Source organism: Flavobacterium notoginsengisoli (assembly GCF_042686225.1).
In the GTDB taxonomy this organism is placed as follows: domain Bacteria; phylum Bacteroidota; class Bacteroidia; order Flavobacteriales; family Flavobacteriaceae; genus Flavobacterium; species Flavobacterium notoginsengisoli.
In genome coordinates this window covers 150,324-169,362 of sequence record NZ_JBHUOT010000006.1, presented here as the reverse complement: position 1 = coordinate 169,362, position 19,039 = coordinate 150,324, and the positions used below count along the sequence as shown (strand labels likewise).

Sequence of the window (19,039 nt, the reverse complement as noted above, 5' to 3'; positions counted from 1 at the left end):
TTTGTGTTTTATAAAACCTCTCGCTTAAAAAACTTAGCGTGCTTTGCGGTTAAATATTCATTAGTTCAAAACCTGAAACAAAAAAAACTATTCAATAATCCCAATAGATTTTGAATGTTCAATAGCCTTGCCGCTTTCTTTAAAATAACAAACAGAAACATTGAGGCTTTCTAGGTTTTTTAGAATCTTTTGAACCTCGCTTTTCGGATATTTGCCCGTTTGTCTAATATAAACAGCGATTACGGTAACTGGAAATATTTTGCAGATACGTTCGTATAAAATAGGATCGTGCTGCGAATCATCGCCCAATAAAACATATTTTAAAGTTGGGTAAAACTCCACAACATGTTTGATTTTTTCAAATTTATGATCGTGGCTTCCTCTTCCGCTCATAAAGAAATCAGTAATTCCTCTTCTAATGTCTTTAAGGAGAATTACGGCTTTTGGAAGTTTGTGGATTTTGGTAAATTTTGCAATAAAACGGTATAAATTCCATTCACTGCTGGAAATGTAGAAAAAAGCATTTTCTTCTTCGGGTTTATCTCTTCCTGCCTGACTTAAGGCTTGATAATGAGCGACGACATCTCTGAAAACCTTACGATCATTTACATTCTTAAAAAGTAAAATATAAAGTTTTTTGAAAAAATTTTTGGTGTGCGAAATCAAAAAAGTATCATCAATGTCAGATATAATTCCAAGTTTGCCTTTGTGCGGGCGATTAAAACTGCCCTTGCAGATTACAGTTTTGTTATTGTATTTTAAACTGACTTCGTAAGGCATCCATCCAAAATGTGTTTCTTTTTCGAGCGGAATGCAAAACTTAAAATAACCATCATCAAGAGTTTTTGTGTGGATAATTTCATTGTTATAATGAAGATAAACATCAAAATTCTTGATTGTTTTGATTCGGAATAACTTTAGGATCGAAGTGGCGTTTTTTAATTTTCTTTTTTCAAAATCGTAATTGTGCTCTTTCTTTAAAACGTGCCCCATCACAATTAATTCTTGCTCATTTGCATAACCGCGATATAATTGTAGAATTGGTTTCATTAATTACGTATATTTAGGTAACTGTAATTTACTTAATTTAAATTGGTTTTAAAAATAAAATTTTGAAAAAGAATATACTATTTGTTGTAAATCCGATATCGGGAGATCTTGATAAATCAGACTTAATCGAAGCTGTAGAAGAGTTTGCAGCGACCAATCATTTTGATCTGGAAGTGTATGAAACCACTGGAAAAAATGACCCAAAAGAAATACAATCTATATACAAGCAATATCAACCAGAGCGAATTGTTGTGGCTGGCGGTGACGGAACCATAAAAATGGTTGCCGAAGCCATGGAGGAGTACGATGTGATAATTGGTATTTTACCGGCAGGTTCTGCAAACGGACTTTCGGTAGATTTGAATCTTCCTGACGGAATCGAGGAAAACCTCAAAATAGCCTTTCTGCATCATTATATCGAAATGGATATGATTTGTATCAATGGTAAAAAAAGCATTCATTTAAGCGACCTTGGATTGAATGCGAATTTGGTTAAAAATTACGAACAAAGTGATGTGCGTGGTTTTTGGGGATATGCATTGCAGGCTTTTACAACTTTAAAAGAATCTGAAGATCCTTTTGTAGCCACGATTTCGGCAAATAATAAAACAGTGGAACATACCGCAAGAATGATTGTAATTGCCAATTCGCAGAAATACGGAACAGGGGTAGTCATCAATCCGAACGGAGCAATGAATGATGGGAAGTTTGAATTGGTAATTTTAAAGAGTCTAGACTTATTATTGATTGGAAAAATTATCACTGGAAATATGCCAATTGATTCAGATGATATCGTCATTATTTCAACAGAAAAAGCTGAAATTAAAACCGATTATCCTGTTAACTTTCAGATTGACGGCGAATATTGCGGAGCGCAGAATTCTTTAGAAATTCATATTCTACATAAGCAGATGAAAATTGCGGTTCCTTAAATGAATATTCGTTTATTGCATATTGTCATTGCCATTGAAATTGAATCTCTTATTTAAAAGGATTACGTTCCTGCCATTCTGTTTTAGGCTCCAGATAATTGAAAAACCTCGAAATGTTATGGTTTATTAAAGCGTTGCTGTGCGTAATTAAACCATACATTTTTACCGGTTTTGCGCCGACAGAACTTTTGATTTCGAGTGCTGTTCTGGCAAATACAATTTCTTTAAAACCTTTTTTGATAGAATAGGCAATCATGTCATAAAGCATGTTTAGATACAGCATTTTCTCGCGCTGAATACTTTCGTCGTAACCAAGGAAATACGTATCCATGGTGTCGCCATTTTTGATGAGTGTATTAAATCCAATTAATTTTTCGTCAATGAAATAACCATACAACAAAAAGTTATCTCCCATGATTTCTTTGAAAAAACTGAAATGATTTCGAGCGAGGAAAAAAGTATTAAACGGAGCATTTTTAGCGACATGAAAGTACAAATCGTAAATAACATCTTCATATTGCTTAATATCGGCTAATGACATTTGCTGTTTTACGATTCCTTCTGATTTTTTTCGTGCTCTTTTATATTGATCTCTATATTTTTTGGATAAAGCGTCGATATAATCCTGTTCGTTTTTCCAGTTTTCCCTGATTTCAAAAACCATATTGGGCTGAGTCGAAAACGTATAGTTGTTTTTAAACTCGGCTTGCAGTGGTTTTATTTCTTCAGCAGTAAAATCTTTTATGCTTGTAATGTGAACTTTCTTTCCGCTTTCTTTTAAATCTTTTTTGAGCTGATTTATAGCTTTGTGAAGGGTTTTAATAGCTTTTGCTTCTTTAATATTTTTATCAAAAATAAAAGCGTTTTGTCCCGTCAGCATATTATTACCAACGAATAAAACATGTGAAGCAAAGTTTTTAAGTGCAAAATTCCGAACAGAAGTTTTTAAGCATTTGTCACGCTCTCCAAACGATTCCAGTTTTTCTGCAAAAAGAAACTGCGTTAAAATAATACCGATTAGTTTTTCTTCTTCGAAAAGTCCAATAAAATGACAAGTCATGTTTACTGGAGAGGAATTTTCCAGAACTTCTAAATATTCGCGGGTTAAAAAGATATTATCAGTAGCAAGCGAATTCCATTCTAATGGCAGGAAGGAAGCGCTTTTGTAAATCTGGAAAGAATAAGTTGTATTCAAGAGTGTGAACTAATTTCGTCAAAATTAGATAATATTTGGAATAACTAAATTTCTTTAAGTTATTATTAAGAAAAACCCGTTTGAGTTTTGCTTCAAACGGGTTTTTGATATTTTGTTTTTTATGCAAAACCGCAGACAATTCCGCCCATTAAAGTAAGCGTAATTAGCCAATAGCCAGTATGAATAAAAATATATTTCCAGGATTTTCTTTCGAACAAACCATTAATTCCAATTAACGGAAACGCAAAAAAGAAACCAGACATAAATCCATGCAATGCGCCATGTTTAAAAGTTCTGTATGCCATTCCGTAATCGGCCATAAAAGCGGCAAAAGAAGGTTTTGCACTATCTATCAAAGGCGGACCACCAACCATTCCGATGGCACCAGATTGATGAATAGTCAGCGACATTAAAGTCATGGTAATCATTAACGAAAAAATGTACGTTAATCCGAAAATTTTAAGCATGCTGCCTTTTCTAAGTTCTTCTTGTGTGAGGTTGTTTTCTTTCATCCAGATGGTTCCGAATACTTTTGGGCTGTACCAGATAAAACCGACAACGAGTGTGACAATTGCAGAGATAAGCAATGCAAAGAAGTTAATTTTCATAATATGAGGTTTTTAGAATTAGTTAGTCAAATGTAGTCAAAAAACGAATACTGAATTTGGTTTTTTGTAAAGTGCTATAAGTCTTGTTAATAAGAAATTTATCAACAGTTTATCGATATTATGCGAATATTATCGATGAAATATATAAATTCGTAAAATAAATTAAGAGCTAAAATCTTGCAATACAAAATCAGATTAAAAGCTTTTATTTTGAACCAAAACCAAAAAATAAATTACAATGTTTACCAAAAATTAATCGTGCTTATGAATGAATTTTACACTCGTTAAAAAAGTTGATTAAATATATTTAGTTAATTGCTGAAACCGTAATTCGTTACGGTTTTTTTTGTTTTTGGACTGAAGCAGTTCTTTAAAAAATAACATTTAATTTAGAAAGGAATTTTTTATGTTTGTCTAAAATTTTATAACTTTAATACAAGTATCCAAAAAAAGCAAAGTTTGTAAAACAAAGCTATTATTAATTTTAATAAACAGAAATTATGACACTGCAATATCAAGGTGAGCAATACGGAAAAAAGACCACTTTTACCATTAGAATTATTGGAAACAACTTATCAAAAAGTAGTTCAAATTATCAGATTGATCTTTTAGTAGGCGACAAAAAACTACCGACTTTTACAAGTGAGATTCACCAAAGTCTTTCTAATTGCTTAAAAGAAATCTATTTGTTCAGAAAACATAACGGGATTCAATTTGATGAGTCAACAGAGAAGATTGTTTCACTTTTTGTTCCTTATGATAAAGTGTTGTACAACTATAATAAATATGCTTTATTCAGAGCATAATTTTTCTCAAAATAAGATGAAAAAGGACCGCTTTCTAAAAGTGGTCTTTTTTTGTTATAGTTTAAAATAAAAAAAGCTCCAGATTTCTCTGAAGCTTTTGTTTTGCTAAGTAGTCCGTGGGGGAATCGAACCCCCCTTACCAGGATGAAAACCTGGCGTCCTAACCGATAGACGAACGGACCTGCTTTGCTATTGCGGGTGCAAAATTAGAACTAATTTTGATATATCCAAGAGACTTTGAAAAAAACTTTCTAAAATTATTTAGAAAATGTTATTTCAAATGATAGTTGGCCGCAAATAAATTGGGTTAGATAAGATGTATTTATTTGATTATTAATTTATTGTTTTTTGTATGGTAAGTAAAATTAAGAATTTGTCGGAGAGAATTTTTTTTATAGTTTTTATTATAACTTTTTATTTTGAAAGAATATTCTTTTAGTTTTTTTTGAATTCTTTAATAGATTAAGTTAATTTCGTTTCCGCTGTAGTAGCAATAAAAAAATAATTCGAAAATGAACCATCTTCAAGATTTAAATATAAAAAAAGAAATACTGCCCATATTTGATTATTCTTTAAATTCTTTTACAAAAAATAAAATTCTGTATTTGTTAGAAACGCCTTTAGTAGATGAAGACAGAATTATAGAAAGACAAAATATTCTAAGGGCTTTCGGTTCTAATATGAACGTTTTGGAGAATTATTCTTATACGGTTCTTTATTTAAATGAAGTTCATTTTTTTCTAAATAATTTTAAGGAAGTAAATTTAAAAAGCAAAGGGTTTCTATTTTCAGGGCCGGACGATGATGAAATTCTCCTAAACAACAAGTTGCATCAAATGGTGGTGTTTTTTTACAGACTAGAATCGGTCTATTTTTCCAGGATTGACATAAAAGATTTTCCTGAAGTTTATAGAAAAGATTTAAATAGCATTCTGTCTTTTCTTTCCTTTTTTGAATTACGACATTATGAGCTGATAATTAGGGAAAAACGTTTAAAAAGAAAACATCTTAAAGAATTAGCCAATAAAATTCTGAAATTGAAAACTGAACAAAGAATAGAAAAATTTTGGGAAGATTTGTTTTTGTTCGAATCTTATTGCTCCATTAGTCTGGCAATCAAAAATAGAAAATTTTCATTTCCGGCTTTTGAAGAAAAAGAAATAAACCTGAATAACTTCTATCATCCTTTAATTAAAAATCCGGTTAAAAACGACTTTAGAACTTTTGGTAATGTTATAATACTAAATGGACCTAATATGTCGGGAAAGTCTACTTTTCTTAAATCTATTAGTTTGTGTGTTTATTTAGGGAATCTTGGACTTGCGATTCCGGCATCAAAAGGGATTATTCCTGTTTGTAGTGATTTTTCTATTGGAATTAACAAACGAGATGATATTTCAAGCGGATACAGTCATTTTATGACAGAAGTTATGAATCTCAAAGATGTTGTTGTAAAAGCAGGAGGAGGAAAGAAATGTTTTGCTGTATTTGACGAACTTTTCAGCGGTACAAATGTTGAAGATGCAACCGAGATTTGCCGAACAACAATACATGGTCTTAGCAAATTTAGTAATTCCTATTTTTTTATTTCCACTCATATTCAGGAATTAAGAGATGTCACAAACAGTAATATTTCGACATTTTACTTAGATTGTGAGTTGGTAAATAACGTACCAACTTTTACCTATAAATTGAAACAAGGATGGTCTGATATTAAAGTGGGAAGGATTTTATTTGATAAAGTAGGTTTGAATGAGCTTCTAGACAGTTCAAAAACCATTGATAAATAATTGGTTTAAACAAAAAAAGCTCCAGATTTCTCTGAAGCTTTGTCTTAGTAGCGGGAACAGGACTCGAACCTGTGACCTTCGGGTTATGAGCCCGACGAGCTGCCTACTGCTCTATCCCGCGATGTTTCGGGTGCAAAGATACACACTAAATACGGTTATGCAAACAATTTTTGTACTTTATTTTTTATATTTCTTGAGAAGTGTTGTTTTTCCTAGATTTTAAAATCCAGTAATTCCTGATAAATATTCCCCTTTAAGCCTAGTAATAAGCCGAATGCAGGTTCTGTTTTGATGCCTTTTTCTTTGAGTTGGACGATTTCTAATCGGAAGTTTTCGTCTCTGGAATGTAGGATTTTATCTTCAATAATCATGTGTCTATAACCATTTTGAAGTTCAGTTGGAATGTTTTGTCCAAATATTTCTATTTCAAAAGCGTCAATAAAGAAGTTCGCAACGACAGATTCTTTATCATCAATCACAATTTCTCTGATTGTGAAATTGGTTTCTTTTTCAAAAAGCTGTTTAATTCTCTCAATAAAGTTCAGTTTATTTTTCCAATAACAAACAATATCAAGATCACTGTTTTGAATATCAATATGTATTGGAATTGTGCCAACTAAAATTGGATCAAAATCAGCTAAGGTTTCTAAAACTTTGTGTTTCGTTAAAACTTTAAAAGCCAATTGCTGTTTTTGATTTCCTGTTGTTAAATACGCTATATTCTTGAAATCAGTCATTTTGTTAATCCTTATAATTTTTTTCTTTGGCAATTTCCTGCTCTAATCTTTTGTTGATATTGATTTTAGCATTTGTAAAAACAAAAATTGTCGTTCCATATTCGCGAGCGTATTTATTGGTAATCTGACCACCAATGAAAGCCTTTTCAAAAAACGGACTTGTAGTTTTAAATTCGCCACTGTTTTCTTCAAAAGTTTTAACCCGAATTAAGTTTTTGTAGTACACATTCAAATTAAACCAATTTACATAATCGGCATTGAAAGAAACAGCTCTAATTCCTTTTTTAGTGTAATAGTTTATAGCTCCGGCCTGACCATAATTGTCACAAAGGATCAAGGTGTTTTCTGATTTCGGAAATAAGGCATAAATTGAATCCGTTTTATGGGCAAGTACTTTCCAGCCCAGCATATCCGCATAATCCTGGGGTAATTGGTGCTCTTTTCCGTCTTCCCAGCGAAGCATTCCCAATTTTTTGTATTTCTCAGGATTTGCTACTATATATTCCGGGCTTTTATTTGGAAAAGCAATATTGTACATGGGAATAAAAAATAATAAAGGAATGAGAATAAAAACAGGTTTAAGAAAACGTTTCCATCCGCTATTTAAAATTTCGGAAAGATAAACCGCTCCAAATCCAATATAAATTGGATACAAACCTATTGCATAATATGCTTTTGCTTTGAAATAGATAAAAATTAAAAGAGTGAAAATAAATGTGGTAAAAAAGAACTGATATTTTTTAAAAGGTTTGTAAAATAAAAAAGCATAAAGAGCGCTCAGAATTACGAAAAAGGAACCTATAAAAAAGAGGATTTGTTCTTTTAAAAATCCAATTCGGTCCACATTTACCAATTGTGTTTCTGCCAGTTCTTTCATATGGTGTACAATCGGAAAATGATTTCTGTATTGCCATACCAGATTAGGAAGTATAAATAGGAATCCCATAACCAGGGCAAAATAAAGCTCTTTTTTGGCCAGTATTTTTCTTTGATTCGAAAGTAAAATAGCCGGAATTAATCCGAGTAGTAAAAACAAAATATTATATTTATTAAGAAAACCGAATGCGAAAACAAATGCTCCCAGATAAAGCAGATTATTTTTTTCTGTAACGATGTATTGAATCAGAATATAATAAAAGGCAGTCCAACACAAAACATCAAGCGAATTGGGTTGGTAAAGCATATTAAGACGCAATAAGCAGGAAAATAAAATGCCAAGTGACCCCAGAATCAAAGCGTAGAGATTTCCTTTTAATAGTTCTATCGTCTTCCAAACAATCAAAAGAGTCATGGCGCCAAACAGGGCAGGGAAGAACCTGATCCAAAAAACAGAATTTCCGAGTAATAAAATAAGACAGGAAAACCAAGAAGTAACCGGCGGAACCGATAAATAGCCCCAAGCCAAATGATGCGCCTGATCCAGATGCAGGTATTCGTCTCGCTGCAAATCGTATTCGGGACTAATTAAAACGTACTGTAAAACAAATTTTAGAAGAATAAACCCAATTAAAATCAGTGTTTTTTTGTTCATGAAGTTTTGGTTTAAGCGTAAATGGTTTGGTTTCAGTTAAAAGTATAACGAATATAAAATTTATTTTGATTGAAAGGCAGAATCTAAGTTTGTTATTTGAAAATCCGTAGGTTTAGTTCAGAAAAATATTTAACATATATACTATGTGTATTTATGGAAGTGAAACGCCTTTTAAAGTATTGTAATATCTATGTCTCTATGAGTTTAAAATAATTGAAACCAGCAGTTGTTGAAATAAAAAAGCTTCAGATTTCTCCGAAGCTTTTGCTGAATTTTTATTCCTCTGTTGCAGTTTCAAATTCCATGTGGTCGATAATTTCAACTTCCGGTTTGTCCGGTTTTGAAGCTTTTAAAGCGTTGAATCTTTCCAGCATTTCAGTTTCGCCCTCTTCTCCACTGAAATAAGGGAAAACATCCATGATAGGCGATTCTGCAATAGCAGGAATTGAATATTCGCCCATTGTATTTTTCATGATATGAAGTGTGTTATCATAAGCTTCGCGAACATCATTTGCCTGAACCAGCATATACATACCTGTTTTTCTTTCTTTTCCGCTTTCTTCATCATAGGCGATTAAAGAAATTTTAGATTTAAACCATCTGTCAGCATTTTCAAACGGGTGAATTTCGGCATAATTCGCCACTTTGATATTCGTGATTTTAAATTCTTCACTAATATAAGCGGCCATTTCTTCGTTTATTCTTTTTTCAGCTTCTGTATAGGACAAAGCGTCAACCAAATACGGTTCGGTTAAAACTTTTTGTCCGCCTGTTTCATCTGTTTTTCTATATTTTACTTTGCATTCGTACCAAACTGCGCTCATCTCTTTTAATTTTTAAGGATGCCAAAGATAAATTTTACAGCAAAAAAAACAGTTAAATATTGAAATAGATATTCACAATTTAAGATTGTTTTTTGTAACGTTTTGAGATTCTGAAAGTTGTGTTTTTATCACTAATAAAAGCTTTGTAATCTTTGTCATTCTTTTAAAATGATGAAAAGTGAAAATATTTTTTTTGCCTAAATAATTGTAAGCCAATACTTTGTTTTTAATGATTTGAAAAAAATAAAAAAAAGTAGGTTCACCTTAAACCAAATAATCAATTTAAACGTAAGTGTGGGAAGATAGTGGTTAGGAATGAGGTAAATTCGAATGATAATTAGTTTTTGGAACATACTGAATCTTACCGCATTTCTGGCTACTATTTTTTATGAATATTAAGAAGAATAAATGACAGGAAAATTAAACGTTCAAAGATTAAAAGAGACTTTAGATTATTTGCAAAGTAAACAGCGTGAACTGAATAGACAAGGTGAAAATGATACCCGAAGTCTCGAATCGATGATTAAATATTTGAAAAAAGACATGCTGGATCAATATAATTTGGAAGATCATCATTTGTCTATCAAAAAGGAAATCAAAGACACCGAAACTTTTATACAAAATGTCAAGAGCATTATTGATATCAATTCTTAAATGGTTACTCTATAGAAAGAAAACTACCTTTATTCCAGTTTATATTTTTCGTTTTTACAATCCAGAATCAGTTTATGTTGGAGAAATAGTTTATTCCCAATCATTCCCTGCATTCCGGAACGTTTCATTAAAAACTTTTGAAGTTCCGAAGTGCCTTCGATATAAGTAACTTCAGAAAGGTTTAAGACTGTATTTCCAAATTGTATTTTCTTTTTTGCGGAAGCGGAATAAACATCGAGTGTATTTCCCCAGGAATTTCCTTTTTCGACTTTTATCGGACTATTTTTGACTTTATATTTTCCCCAGATTTCTTTCTGTATAATCAATTCGTAACCACTTGTTCCGGAATCGTAGAGCAATTTCAAATTTTCATTTTCAATTTTTGAAGGAATTAATATTTTGCGTTTTTTGAATTCAAAAGTGGTAAAATCCTTTTCGTGTATTTGTTCAAGAAAGGAACATTTACTGTTTTTAAAATCTAACATAATTATTCGTTTTTCCAGTAAATCGGTTCCAATGGTACCAATGATGTTTGCTGCATCTGGATTGTCAAAATCGATTACACTGCCATAATTTAAAATTTCAAAAAAACTCGAATAGACTTTCATATTCCCAATAGAAAAACCTGTCGAAATCTGATTTTTTTCGGAATCAATATTTATTTGATTGGAAAGTTTTTCAGAGATTGATTCTAATGATTTTTTATAAAAAACAGTAATCGGCGAACCTGAATCAAATTGCATATAAAAGGTTTTATCGATTCCATTAATTTGTATGGGAATAAGTAAAGCTTCATGCTGATTTTCATTATCCGAAATCCATTTTATTGGGATATTTTCTGCTCTTCCAGAAACATTCAGATAATTCTGTGGTGGTGTGAATTTCTTTTGGAAATAAAAATAACCTCCCAATAAGGATAAAAGGATAATCGTTAAAATAGTAAGGGCAACTTTCTTAAATAATTTCATGACTGATTTTTTTGCAACGTTCGGATTTCATTTCCGATTTTCGTGCAAAAACAATGCGACATTTTTACGTCAGTTTTATGAATTGGGTTATAAGAAGTTGTGTTTTAATTTGATAGATAAGTTTTGATTTTGATTCAAACTAATGCCGTTAAGAATAACGATTACCAATTTTAAACACAAAATTGTAAGTAATGGAATAAGAAAAAGAGGGAATTTTATCAAAAAAGCGTTTTGAACAAACGGATTTAAAATTAATAAAAAGGAAAGGATAAGACTTAGGAAAATTTGAATGGTAATGATTTGTTTTCCTAATTCACGATTTTTATAATCTTTGGTTTTATAAGTTAAAATTAAAGGAAAAACGATGCTCCCAAACGGAATGATAAGTCCCGATAAAGCAGAAAGATTAATGATTTTGGCTCTTTCAACTTCGCTTTTTTCATTCTTGCCAATGGTCAGGTTTTCCGGTTCAGTTTCCAGAGATTGCGCAAGAGTTTTAAGTGTAAATCCTTTTAGCATACTACCAGCTTCAATTCTCTGAATTGTTCTTAACGAAAGTCCGGATTTTTCGGCGAGTTCATTTTGAGTCATATTTTGGGTTTCTCTCAAAATTTTTACGTTATTCTTCATGTTTTAGGATTGACAGTTTGAAGACGAAAATATAAAAAAGTTTTTTATCGTTTGTTCTTAAATTATTTCACGAAGATTTTACAGATTTAGGCAGATTTAATGTTGGGCTTAATTATTTTAAACACATAGAAATATAGTTATGCAATAGCTGAAAGTCATTTCATTGCATCAATACACATAGTAAAATATGTGTGTTAGAAACTAGTTTCTTTTTTTCGCCTTTTTAGGGAAACAAATAACTATGTTTCTATGTGTTTAATTTTCTATTAATTAAACCCATTAGGTTTACGATAATCTGCTTTTATCTGCTCAAATCTTTTTAAATCTGCGTGAAACTATTTTAAGTACTCTTCAGGGTATATTTAACAGAATACAATCTTTATAAATAGCATCTCAAAAGTTAAAGTTTAATAAAAATTAAGCCTTTTTCTTTAACAAAATGATTAACTTGTTGTAGAATAAATGATTCACAGATACTAAATATCCTAAAAAATACCACTATGCGCGTATCAGTAGTTCGAAAAAACATAAAATTTACACCAGATTCCAGAAGAGTTGTTGCCCGATATTTTATGAATGGGAATGAACGAACCCAACAAATGGTACTTCGGATTATGATGCTGGACGAAAAACAAGTACTACAAACTTTGGAGCAGACACTTCGCGAATTTGCCAGACGTCATCGAAATATTTCGGCAGTTTTTTTTAGGCACTGCGAAAGAATAAGACCCATAATCGAAGAAATGCAGATTGATTATGAAAACATGTCTCTTGACCGTAAAATGCTTATTGGTTCCTACTGTACAATGGAATATGCAATCGAATCGGCTGCGATTTTTAATCCGTCGATTGTAGAGGATTTTGATCAGACAGGATTGGAAGCGGGAGAAAAACGCGTTGTAATTTCTTTTAGGGCAACTGGTGAAGGACATATTTCGTCGATTGTTTTCAGAAGAGGGATTCTGGACAGAGACAATAACCTGCATATCATGAAAATTGGAAATCATATTGATAAAGCCGAAATCGAACATAAGACTTTATTTAATAAAGAACGATTTCTAACGAAATTGGCAGAAATGCATACTACAGATAAATATATCGAACAAATTATGCATGATCTTCCCGATGAATTTGAATTTGCAGTTCTTAAAAATTTGTTGACAGATGCTTTGCGTGATCCGTCTATCCGGGAAGAGAGAAAAACGGCATTGCAGGAAATTTTGTGGCTGGCCAATTCATTTTACGATTTGCAATTCAAACACGATTCGGATATTACAGAACGTGTCATTTTTCCAATTTCTGATTCTGAAAGTCGTGGAATCGAAGATGCGCGTTTTGTGCGTTTTGTAGACGATGATGAATCAGTTCGTGTAATGGCTACTTATACGGCTTACAACGGACATACCATATTACCAAAACTTATTTCAACGGAAGATTTTTATAGTTTCAGGGTAATGCCGCTTCATGGAGAGGGAGCACAGAACAAAAATCTGGCTTTGTTTCCACGAAAAATTAAAGGGAAATATGCCATGTTAGCCCGAATAGACGGCGTGAATAACTACATTATGTATTCTGACAGAGCAACACAATGGAATACGCCGATTCTGCTGCAGGAACCTCGCTTTACATGGGAATTAACACAGATTGGGAATTGTGGTTCACCGCTTTGGACAGAAGAAGGCTGGCTTGTTATTACACATGGAGTGGGGACAATGAGACGTTACTGCATTGGAGCTTCTTTATTTGATTTGGAAGATCCTTCTAAAGAAATCGGAAGACTTACAGAACCTTTGCTTGCTCCATTGGAAGATGAACGCGAAGGTTATGTACCAAACGTAGTGTATTCCTGTGGTGCAATTATCCATAATAAAAGTCTAATTCTGCCTTATGCTGTTTCGGATTATTGCTCGACTTATGGGGTAGTTGATTTAGCCGAATTGTTGGATGCGCTTCGAAAAAGTAAATAGCAATTAGCTGGGGCAAATTTCAAAAAAATATTTAAACACATAGAAACATAGATTAGGATTGTGTTGAAAAAGAAATTAGAAGAAACAAGTTTCCACGCATAGCTAAACTATGTGCATTTAAATTAGTGAAACGCCTTTTTTTTAATCTCTAAAAAACTATGTCTCTATGTGTTTAAAATAATAGGACTATCCGCTGAACAAATTAATAATTCAGTATAAAGCATATTGGTAACGCGGATAAAACGGATTTACTTCGTAAAAACGCGGATTAAAACAGATTTTTTATTTATTAAATTTTAGACAGATTAATAAAAAATCCATTTTAATCCGCGTCTTCGCGTTAGCGAATCTGTATCATCCGCGTCTGATTAGATGGATTTTTGCTAAGATCAATCTGAAAAAATTGTTTAAAAAGAAATAATCATTTTCTGTTTTTTAAATCAGGAATTTTTTCAGTCAGATTCTTCCAATATCTTTTGGGCATGTGCTGGATGTGGAGTTTTGTGTTTTTACGGGATTCAATATTGACACTTTTAAAATAATTACGCCATAAATTCTGAAAAAACTCTTCGTTATCATCGCTTATTTCTGCCAGAAATTTGGAGGAAGAAGAATTAGCATCAAACTGTATTTCGACTGTTGATACATTTTCGAGATCATAATAAATTCCGTATTTGCGTTTGGCATCATAAATCAGCCAGCGCTGGTCGGCGTAACGGTTTTTAAAATGATTTTCTATCAACGGAAGCACGTTGCAATCTGGTTCTACAATGGCATAATATAAGTTGTCTTTAGTGAGTTTGAAACGAACAAAAGCTTTCATTCTGTGGCTTTCTCTGCCTGTTAAATGCGTTGCTTTTTGCACATTTAAAACATTATTATTGCTGAAATCCTGTTCGATATTGATTGGACTTGCTAAAATATATTGTACATATTGAAGCAGAATTTCTTCAATCTGATTCATTTCAGATAAAAAAGCATAATACAAATTCGAAAATCCGCTGTTGGAAAGACGTTTTTGAAGGCCATTCAAAACCCGGTCTGCTTTTGCATTATCTGTAGCTACAAAATGTGTATTGGCAAAAAGCAAAGCATTTGAATTTTCGTCTTTCTCGAAAGCAACATCTTTGAATTTGTATTCATAGATTTCAAAAACAGCCGTAAGCCAGCCTTCATAACTTCCGTCGTAAATTATTTGTGTCATTTTGATTAAAATAAAGCCAGCTGATTGGAGAAATTATTTTGATATTTGCTTTTTTGAAAATTCAAAATATACTCTTTTATCTGAGCCGAAGTCAGATCTTTTTGCAACTGAAAAGGAGAAGCAAAAGCCAGAAAATATTTGGATCTGCTGTAAGCAATTCCTAATTTTTGTAAATCCTCTGCCTGTAATTTTTTAAACTTTCTGGCCGCAACAATTTTTTTGGCACTCAAAACTCCGATTCCCGGAATTCGCAAAATCAGTTCTAAATCGGCAGTATTGATATCAACCGGAAATTGATGCAGATTTCGTAATGCCCATCCTAATTTAGGGTCAATATCTAAATCCAGATTCGGTTGGTCAAAACCGACAATTTCGTTGACATTAAATCCGTAAAAACGAATTAACCAATCGGCCTGATACAAACGATTTTCCCGAATCATGGGAACCGGAGTTCCAATTGCAGGCAATCTGTTGTCGTAACTTATTGGTACATAACCCGAATAATAAACGCGTTTCATCTGCATGGTGTCGTAGAAATAATTGGCCATTCCCAGAATTTCAAGATCATTTTCCTGAGTGGCGCCAATAACCATTTGCGTACTTTGTCCTGCTGGAGCAAATAGCGGTGCTTTGTAGTTGGATTTCTTTTCTTCTTTGTAACCGACAATTTCATTTTTAAGATATTCCATTGGTTGAATCACGTCTTTGTGATTTTTGTCCGGTGCAAGCAGTTTTAGACTTTTTTCTGTCGGCATTTCGACATTAACACTCAAACGGTCGGCATATAATCCTGCCTCTTTTAAAAGTTCTTCACTCGCGCCTGGAATGGCTTTTAAATGAATATAACCATTGAAGTTTTCTTCTAATCGTAATTTCTTGACAATTCGAACCAGACGTTCCATAGTAAAATCGGCATTATCAAAAATGCCGGAACTTAAAAATAATCCTTCTATATAATTTCTTCTATAAAAACCTATGGTAAGATCGACAACTTCCTGAACTGTAAAAGCAGCACGTTTAATGTCGTTGCTTTTTCGGCTCACACAATAAGCACAGTCAAAAATGCAATGGTTGGTCAGTAAAATTTTTAGGAGAGAAACACAGCGTCCGTCTTCGGTATAAGCGTGACAAATTCCGTTTCCGGTATCGCCCAATCCTTTGTTTTGGTTCTTTCGGGTGCTTTGACTGGAAGAACAAGAAACATCATATTTGGCTGCATCAGCTAAGATCGCCAATTTCTCCATTACTCTTTCGTGTACCATTTTGATCTTAATTTTTGTTTTGGAAATGAAAATTCATTCCTTCAAAACTACTCAATTGAGCCAAAAATGATCTGAAAACGACTGTTCTAAATTGTATCAAATTTGATTTAGTTCAAAATAGAGACTCAAAAAATTAACTTTTCCAGATTTAAAAACAGGTATAAATACGGGGTTTCAGGTTTTGCAAACTTTTTATATTGCGACTCAGTAAGAAAAAAATCCGTTATCCCCCTTAACAATTGATTTTTGTCTTTAGAAAGACTTACTAGTATTAGCGAATATTTTATAAACCGAATAGCTAAAACGATGAAATTTGTAAAAGGACAAGATGTCTCCTACACGGCATTGAGTGGGAGGTCTTATGAGGCAAAAGTGATAGAAAGAAAAATGGATTTCAAAAAAGGGCTGATAATAAAATCTACTTCAAACCAAAGAGATTTTCATTATTTGATTGAAATTCAAAAAAATGGTACAACAGAAAATATCCTGTGTGCCGAGAATCATCTACAATTATTAGAGAAGAAAAAACGACGGGAAAAGAAAGCTGCCTAAAAATGACAATTTATAAAGGCTATAACTTTTTCTAAAACTACTTCAGGCATTTCTTTGTGAGGTGTGTGCCCCGTTTTTGCAATTATATACTTTTCGGATTTTCCATTTACTAAGTTTACTGTTTTTTCAACTTGTGCTAAAGTGCCATATTCGTCATTTTCGCCTTGAATGAAAAGGAGCGGAGACTTAATTTTTGGAAGTAAATCTTCAATATTCCAATTTCTGAAATTGTCTCGAAGCCACGTTTCTGTCCATGCTTTAAAAACGGTTTCTGTTTTTTCGGCATGATATTTCTGTAGTTTTAAAGGAAGATTCGTTGTTTCGTAAGCCTGAACCGCTTTGCGAATTCCTTCGAGCGTAATTTTCTCTACAAAAATATGTGCCGCTTCGGCAATAACCAATTTAATTCGGTTTTGATGTTTTGCAGCTGCAATTAAGGCAATAGAACCGCCATCACTATGACCGTAGAGAATAGCGTTTTCTATGTTTAGTTTTTCTAAAATATCATCTAGAACCTCAGCTTCCAATTCTAAATAATTTACCGGTCTTACAAAGGTTTTCATCGGAACCGATTTTCCATAACCTAAACGATCGTAAACCAATAAATTACATTGGCAGGCAATAGCAATTCTTTTAGGGAAATCTCTCCAAAGCTCAACACAGCCTAAAGAATCGTGCAGAAAAACTATGGTTGGTCTATTTTCAAAAACATTGTGATATTCAGCATAGAGATTATTTCCATTGCAATTGATTAACATACCGCTGTTTCGTTTTGAATTACTTTTTCTTTTTTGGCTTTCGAAATATTAAGATAGATAATGGAGCCAAGCATTATGGCAATTCCTAATAGCTGTAGTAAAGTTACTTTTTCTCCCAAAATGATATGAGCACAGAAAACTGCTGCAGGCAATTCTAAAGTCAGCAGAACCGAACTTAATCCAGCACCAATTTTAGGCATTCCCACAGTAAAACAAATTGGTGGAATCACAGTTCCAAAAATCGCTAAAAAAGTTCCCCACTGCAGTAAACCAAAATCCAAATGTGTGCTTGATGTGATAGCCTCGCAGTTGATTAAAAATATTATCATAGCAGAACCGCTGGTCATTAAAGCGCTTTTTTCGAACATTGGGGTTTCTTTCCCGATTTTGCTCGTAAAAACGATATACAAAGTGTAAAGTATTGCTGATAATAAACTTAAAAGAATTCCTGTAAAAGAAATAGTAGCATTATTTAAATCTAAAAGATTGCCAGCCAATACAGTTCCTAAAATGATAAATAGGGAAGAACCGATTTCAACGGCACTTGGCTTTTTCTTAAAAACGATCCATTCGACCAAAATACTGAGCCATGTAATTTGCATTAACAAAACAATTGCTAGTGAAGCTGGAATATAAGCAACAGATAAATAATAAGTATAAGCAGAAGAACCCATTGTAGTTCCTGCCAAAAGTAATTTCCAGTCTAAAACTAATTTATTACCATTTTTAAATTTCTTGAAAAGAGCGATCGACCATAAAATCAAAGTTCCCACAAGGGCTTGCGTCAACGTAATTTCAGCTGGACTGTAACCTTCTCCGTAAGCGATTTTAGCGAATGAAGACAGCATTCCGAAACTCAAAGCGCCTAATGCAACAATAATAATATATTTGTTCATTTTATATTCTTAAAATATGTTTTGTACCCTCAAAAGTATTTATTGTAGAATTATGAACGAAATTTTTGAATTAAATATGTATTTAATTCTTTAAATCAGAAAATTTTATGATTTTTGTCCGAAATTAAATTGTTTTTCATACTTTAACTGGAAAAAATCCGATGCAAGAATTAAGCAAACAAGAAATAGAGCTACTTCGAATCCTTCAGCAAAATGCCAGATTTGATATTACGGACTTAACCGAAAGATTGAACATGTCGCGAACTTCTGTTTACGACCGAATAAAAAAACTGGAAAACGAAGGTTACATCAAAGATTACGTCGCGATAATTGACCCGAAAAAAGTAGGATTGAATTTCACTGTAATTATAAATCTTTCCCTAACAAGCCAGCGTTTAGAGTTGGTTGAAGAATTTTCAAGGCAAGTCTCAGCACTCGATGAGGTAGTGGAAGGTTATGTAACGGGCGGAATCTTTGATTATGTTTTGAAAGTCGTAGTAAAAGATCCCGAAGCTTTTAATGATTTTATTCGAAAACTATCCAACATTCCGAATATTAGCAAAGTGCAGAGTTCTTTTGTAATGAGTTATATTAAGCAGTCTACTAAATTGCATTTTTAGCACTTTATTCTGAGTTATCATATAAGATAACCGTTTTATGAAAACGATTATGGAA

At 32.6% G+C, this 19,039-nt stretch carries 19 protein-coding genes and 2 tRNA genes; 7 read left to right on the top strand and 14 right to left on the bottom strand.

The window, feature by feature from the left end:
- Nucleotides 1-87: 87 nt before the first annotated feature.
- Nucleotides 88-1,050 carry an App1 family protein gene (locus tag ACFS3A_RS15015; RefSeq protein ID WP_379826391.1) on the bottom strand — a complete coding sequence of 321 codons (963 nt, stop codon included), beginning with the start codon at nucleotides 1,048-1,050 and terminating at the stop codon, nucleotides 88-90.
- Nucleotides 1,051-1,112: 62 nt separating this feature from the next.
- On the opposite strand from ACFS3A_RS15015, the gene ACFS3A_RS15010 reads away from it, so the two are divergent.
- On the top strand, nucleotides 1,113-1,982 hold the full coding sequence (locus ACFS3A_RS15010) for a diacylglycerol/lipid kinase family protein (RefSeq protein ID WP_379826390.1): 870 nt from the start codon (nucleotides 1,113-1,115) through the stop codon (nucleotides 1,980-1,982).
- A 49-nt stretch (nucleotides 1,983-2,031) separates the two neighbouring features.
- On the opposite strand, the gene ACFS3A_RS15005 is transcribed toward ACFS3A_RS15010, so the two are convergent.
- Nucleotides 2,032-3,177: a GNAT family N-acetyltransferase gene (locus tag ACFS3A_RS15005; protein ID WP_379826389.1), complete on the bottom strand. Its 1,146-nt coding sequence runs from the start codon at nucleotides 3,175-3,177 to the stop codon at nucleotides 2,032-2,034.
- Between the two features lie 119 nt (nucleotides 3,178-3,296).
- On the bottom strand, nucleotides 3,297-3,785 hold the full coding sequence (locus ACFS3A_RS15000) for a DUF1761 domain-containing protein (RefSeq protein WP_379826388.1): 489 nt from the start codon (nucleotides 3,783-3,785) through the stop codon (nucleotides 3,297-3,299).
- A 500-nt stretch (nucleotides 3,786-4,285) separates the two neighbouring features.
- Between ACFS3A_RS15000 and ACFS3A_RS14995 the strand changes: the two genes are divergently transcribed.
- Nucleotides 4,286-4,591 carry a hypothetical protein gene (locus ACFS3A_RS14995; RefSeq protein ID WP_091492660.1) on the top strand — a complete coding sequence of 102 codons (306 nt, stop codon included), beginning with the start codon at nucleotides 4,286-4,288 and terminating at the stop codon, nucleotides 4,589-4,591.
- A 110-nt stretch (nucleotides 4,592-4,701) separates the two neighbouring features.
- Here the strand turns inward: ACFS3A_RS14995 and ACFS3A_RS14990 are convergent.
- Nucleotides 4,702-4,773 (bottom strand) — tRNA-Glu (locus ACFS3A_RS14990).
- A gap of 330 nt (nucleotides 4,774-5,103) precedes the next feature.
- Between ACFS3A_RS14990 and ACFS3A_RS14985 the strand changes: the two genes are divergently transcribed.
- Nucleotides 5,104-6,381 carry a MutS-related protein gene (locus ACFS3A_RS14985; RefSeq protein WP_379826387.1) on the top strand — a complete coding sequence of 426 codons (1,278 nt, stop codon included), beginning with the start codon at nucleotides 5,104-5,106 and terminating at the stop codon, nucleotides 6,379-6,381.
- A 48-nt stretch (nucleotides 6,382-6,429) separates the two neighbouring features.
- On the opposite strand, the gene ACFS3A_RS14980 is transcribed toward ACFS3A_RS14985, so the two are convergent.
- From ACFS3A_RS14980 to ACFS3A_RS14965, 4 genes are all read right to left on the bottom strand, one after another.
- Nucleotides 6,430-6,502 (bottom strand) — tRNA-Met (locus ACFS3A_RS14980).
- A 91-nt stretch (nucleotides 6,503-6,593) separates the two neighbouring features.
- Nucleotides 6,594-7,118 (bottom strand): DUF4269 domain-containing protein, encoded by a 525-nt coding sequence (locus tag ACFS3A_RS14975; protein ID WP_379826386.1) that lies wholly within the window; start codon nucleotides 7,116-7,118, stop codon nucleotides 6,594-6,596.
- 4 nt (nucleotides 7,119-7,122) lie between these two features.
- Nucleotides 7,123-8,649, bottom strand: a complete 1,527-nt coding sequence (locus ACFS3A_RS14970; protein WP_379826385.1) for an ArnT family glycosyltransferase — start codon at nucleotides 8,647-8,649, stop codon at nucleotides 7,123-7,125.
- A gap of 275 nt (nucleotides 8,650-8,924) precedes the next feature.
- Entirely contained in the window at nucleotides 8,925-9,473 is a 549-nt protein-coding gene (locus ACFS3A_RS14965) for a DUF4494 domain-containing protein (protein WP_379826384.1), read from the bottom strand.
- Between the two features lie 408 nt (nucleotides 9,474-9,881).
- On the opposite strand from ACFS3A_RS14965, the gene ACFS3A_RS14960 reads away from it, so the two are divergent.
- Nucleotides 9,882-10,127: a hypothetical protein gene (locus ACFS3A_RS14960; RefSeq protein ID WP_379826383.1), complete on the top strand. Its 246-nt coding sequence runs from the start codon at nucleotides 9,882-9,884 to the stop codon at nucleotides 10,125-10,127.
- A 29-nt stretch (nucleotides 10,128-10,156) separates the two neighbouring features.
- On the opposite strand, the gene ACFS3A_RS14955 is transcribed toward ACFS3A_RS14960, so the two are convergent.
- Together ACFS3A_RS14955 and ACFS3A_RS14950 are read right to left on the bottom strand one after the other, a co-directional pair.
- The gene (locus ACFS3A_RS14955) at nucleotides 10,157-11,095 is read right to left on the bottom strand and encodes a hypothetical protein (protein ID WP_379826382.1); all 939 of its coding nucleotides are present in this window, start codon (nucleotides 11,093-11,095) and stop codon (nucleotides 10,157-10,159) included.
- A gap of 87 nt (nucleotides 11,096-11,182) precedes the next feature.
- Entirely contained in the window at nucleotides 11,183-11,725 is a 543-nt protein-coding gene (locus tag ACFS3A_RS14950; protein WP_379826381.1) for a helix-turn-helix domain-containing protein, read from the bottom strand.
- A 500-nt stretch (nucleotides 11,726-12,225) separates the two neighbouring features.
- On the opposite strand from ACFS3A_RS14950, the gene ACFS3A_RS14945 reads away from it, so the two are divergent.
- Nucleotides 12,226-13,692, top strand: a complete 1,467-nt coding sequence (locus tag ACFS3A_RS14945; RefSeq protein ID WP_379826380.1) for a glycoside hydrolase family 130 protein — start codon at nucleotides 12,226-12,228, stop codon at nucleotides 13,690-13,692.
- A 421-nt stretch (nucleotides 13,693-14,113) separates the two neighbouring features.
- Here the strand turns inward: ACFS3A_RS14945 and ACFS3A_RS14940 are convergent, their stop codons facing one another.
- Nucleotides 14,114-14,896, bottom strand: coding sequence for a TIGR03915 family putative DNA repair protein (locus ACFS3A_RS14940; RefSeq protein WP_379826379.1), 783 nt, complete (start codon nucleotides 14,894-14,896; stop codon nucleotides 14,114-14,116).
- A gap of 5 nt (nucleotides 14,897-14,901) precedes the next feature.
- A complete protein-coding gene (locus ACFS3A_RS14935) occupies nucleotides 14,902-16,158 on the bottom strand; it encodes a putative DNA modification/repair radical SAM protein (protein WP_379826378.1) in 1,257 nt (418 codons plus the stop codon).
- Nucleotides 16,159-16,464: 306 nt separating this feature from the next.
- Between ACFS3A_RS14935 and ACFS3A_RS14930 the strand changes: the two genes are divergently transcribed.
- Nucleotides 16,465-16,710, top strand: a complete 246-nt coding sequence (locus ACFS3A_RS14930; protein WP_379826377.1) for a hypothetical protein — start codon at nucleotides 16,465-16,467, stop codon at nucleotides 16,708-16,710.
- Here the strand turns inward: ACFS3A_RS14930 and ACFS3A_RS14925 are convergent.
- Nucleotides 16,707-17,468, bottom strand: a complete 762-nt coding sequence (locus tag ACFS3A_RS14925) for an alpha/beta fold hydrolase (protein ID WP_379826376.1) — start codon at nucleotides 17,466-17,468, stop codon at nucleotides 16,707-16,709. The genes ACFS3A_RS14930 and ACFS3A_RS14925 overlap by 4 nt on opposite strands.
- On the bottom strand, nucleotides 17,462-18,364 hold the full coding sequence (locus ACFS3A_RS14920; RefSeq protein ID WP_379826375.1) for an EamA family transporter: 903 nt from the start codon (nucleotides 18,362-18,364) through the stop codon (nucleotides 17,462-17,464). The genes ACFS3A_RS14925 and ACFS3A_RS14920 overlap by 7 nt, the downstream gene beginning before the upstream one ends.
- Before the next feature lie 161 nt (nucleotides 18,365-18,525).
- Between ACFS3A_RS14920 and ACFS3A_RS14915 the strand changes: the two genes are divergently transcribed.
- Entirely contained in the window at nucleotides 18,526-18,984 is a 459-nt protein-coding gene (locus tag ACFS3A_RS14915; RefSeq protein WP_179001230.1) for an Lrp/AsnC family transcriptional regulator, read from the top strand.
- Nucleotides 18,985-19,039: the final 55 nt, after the last annotated feature.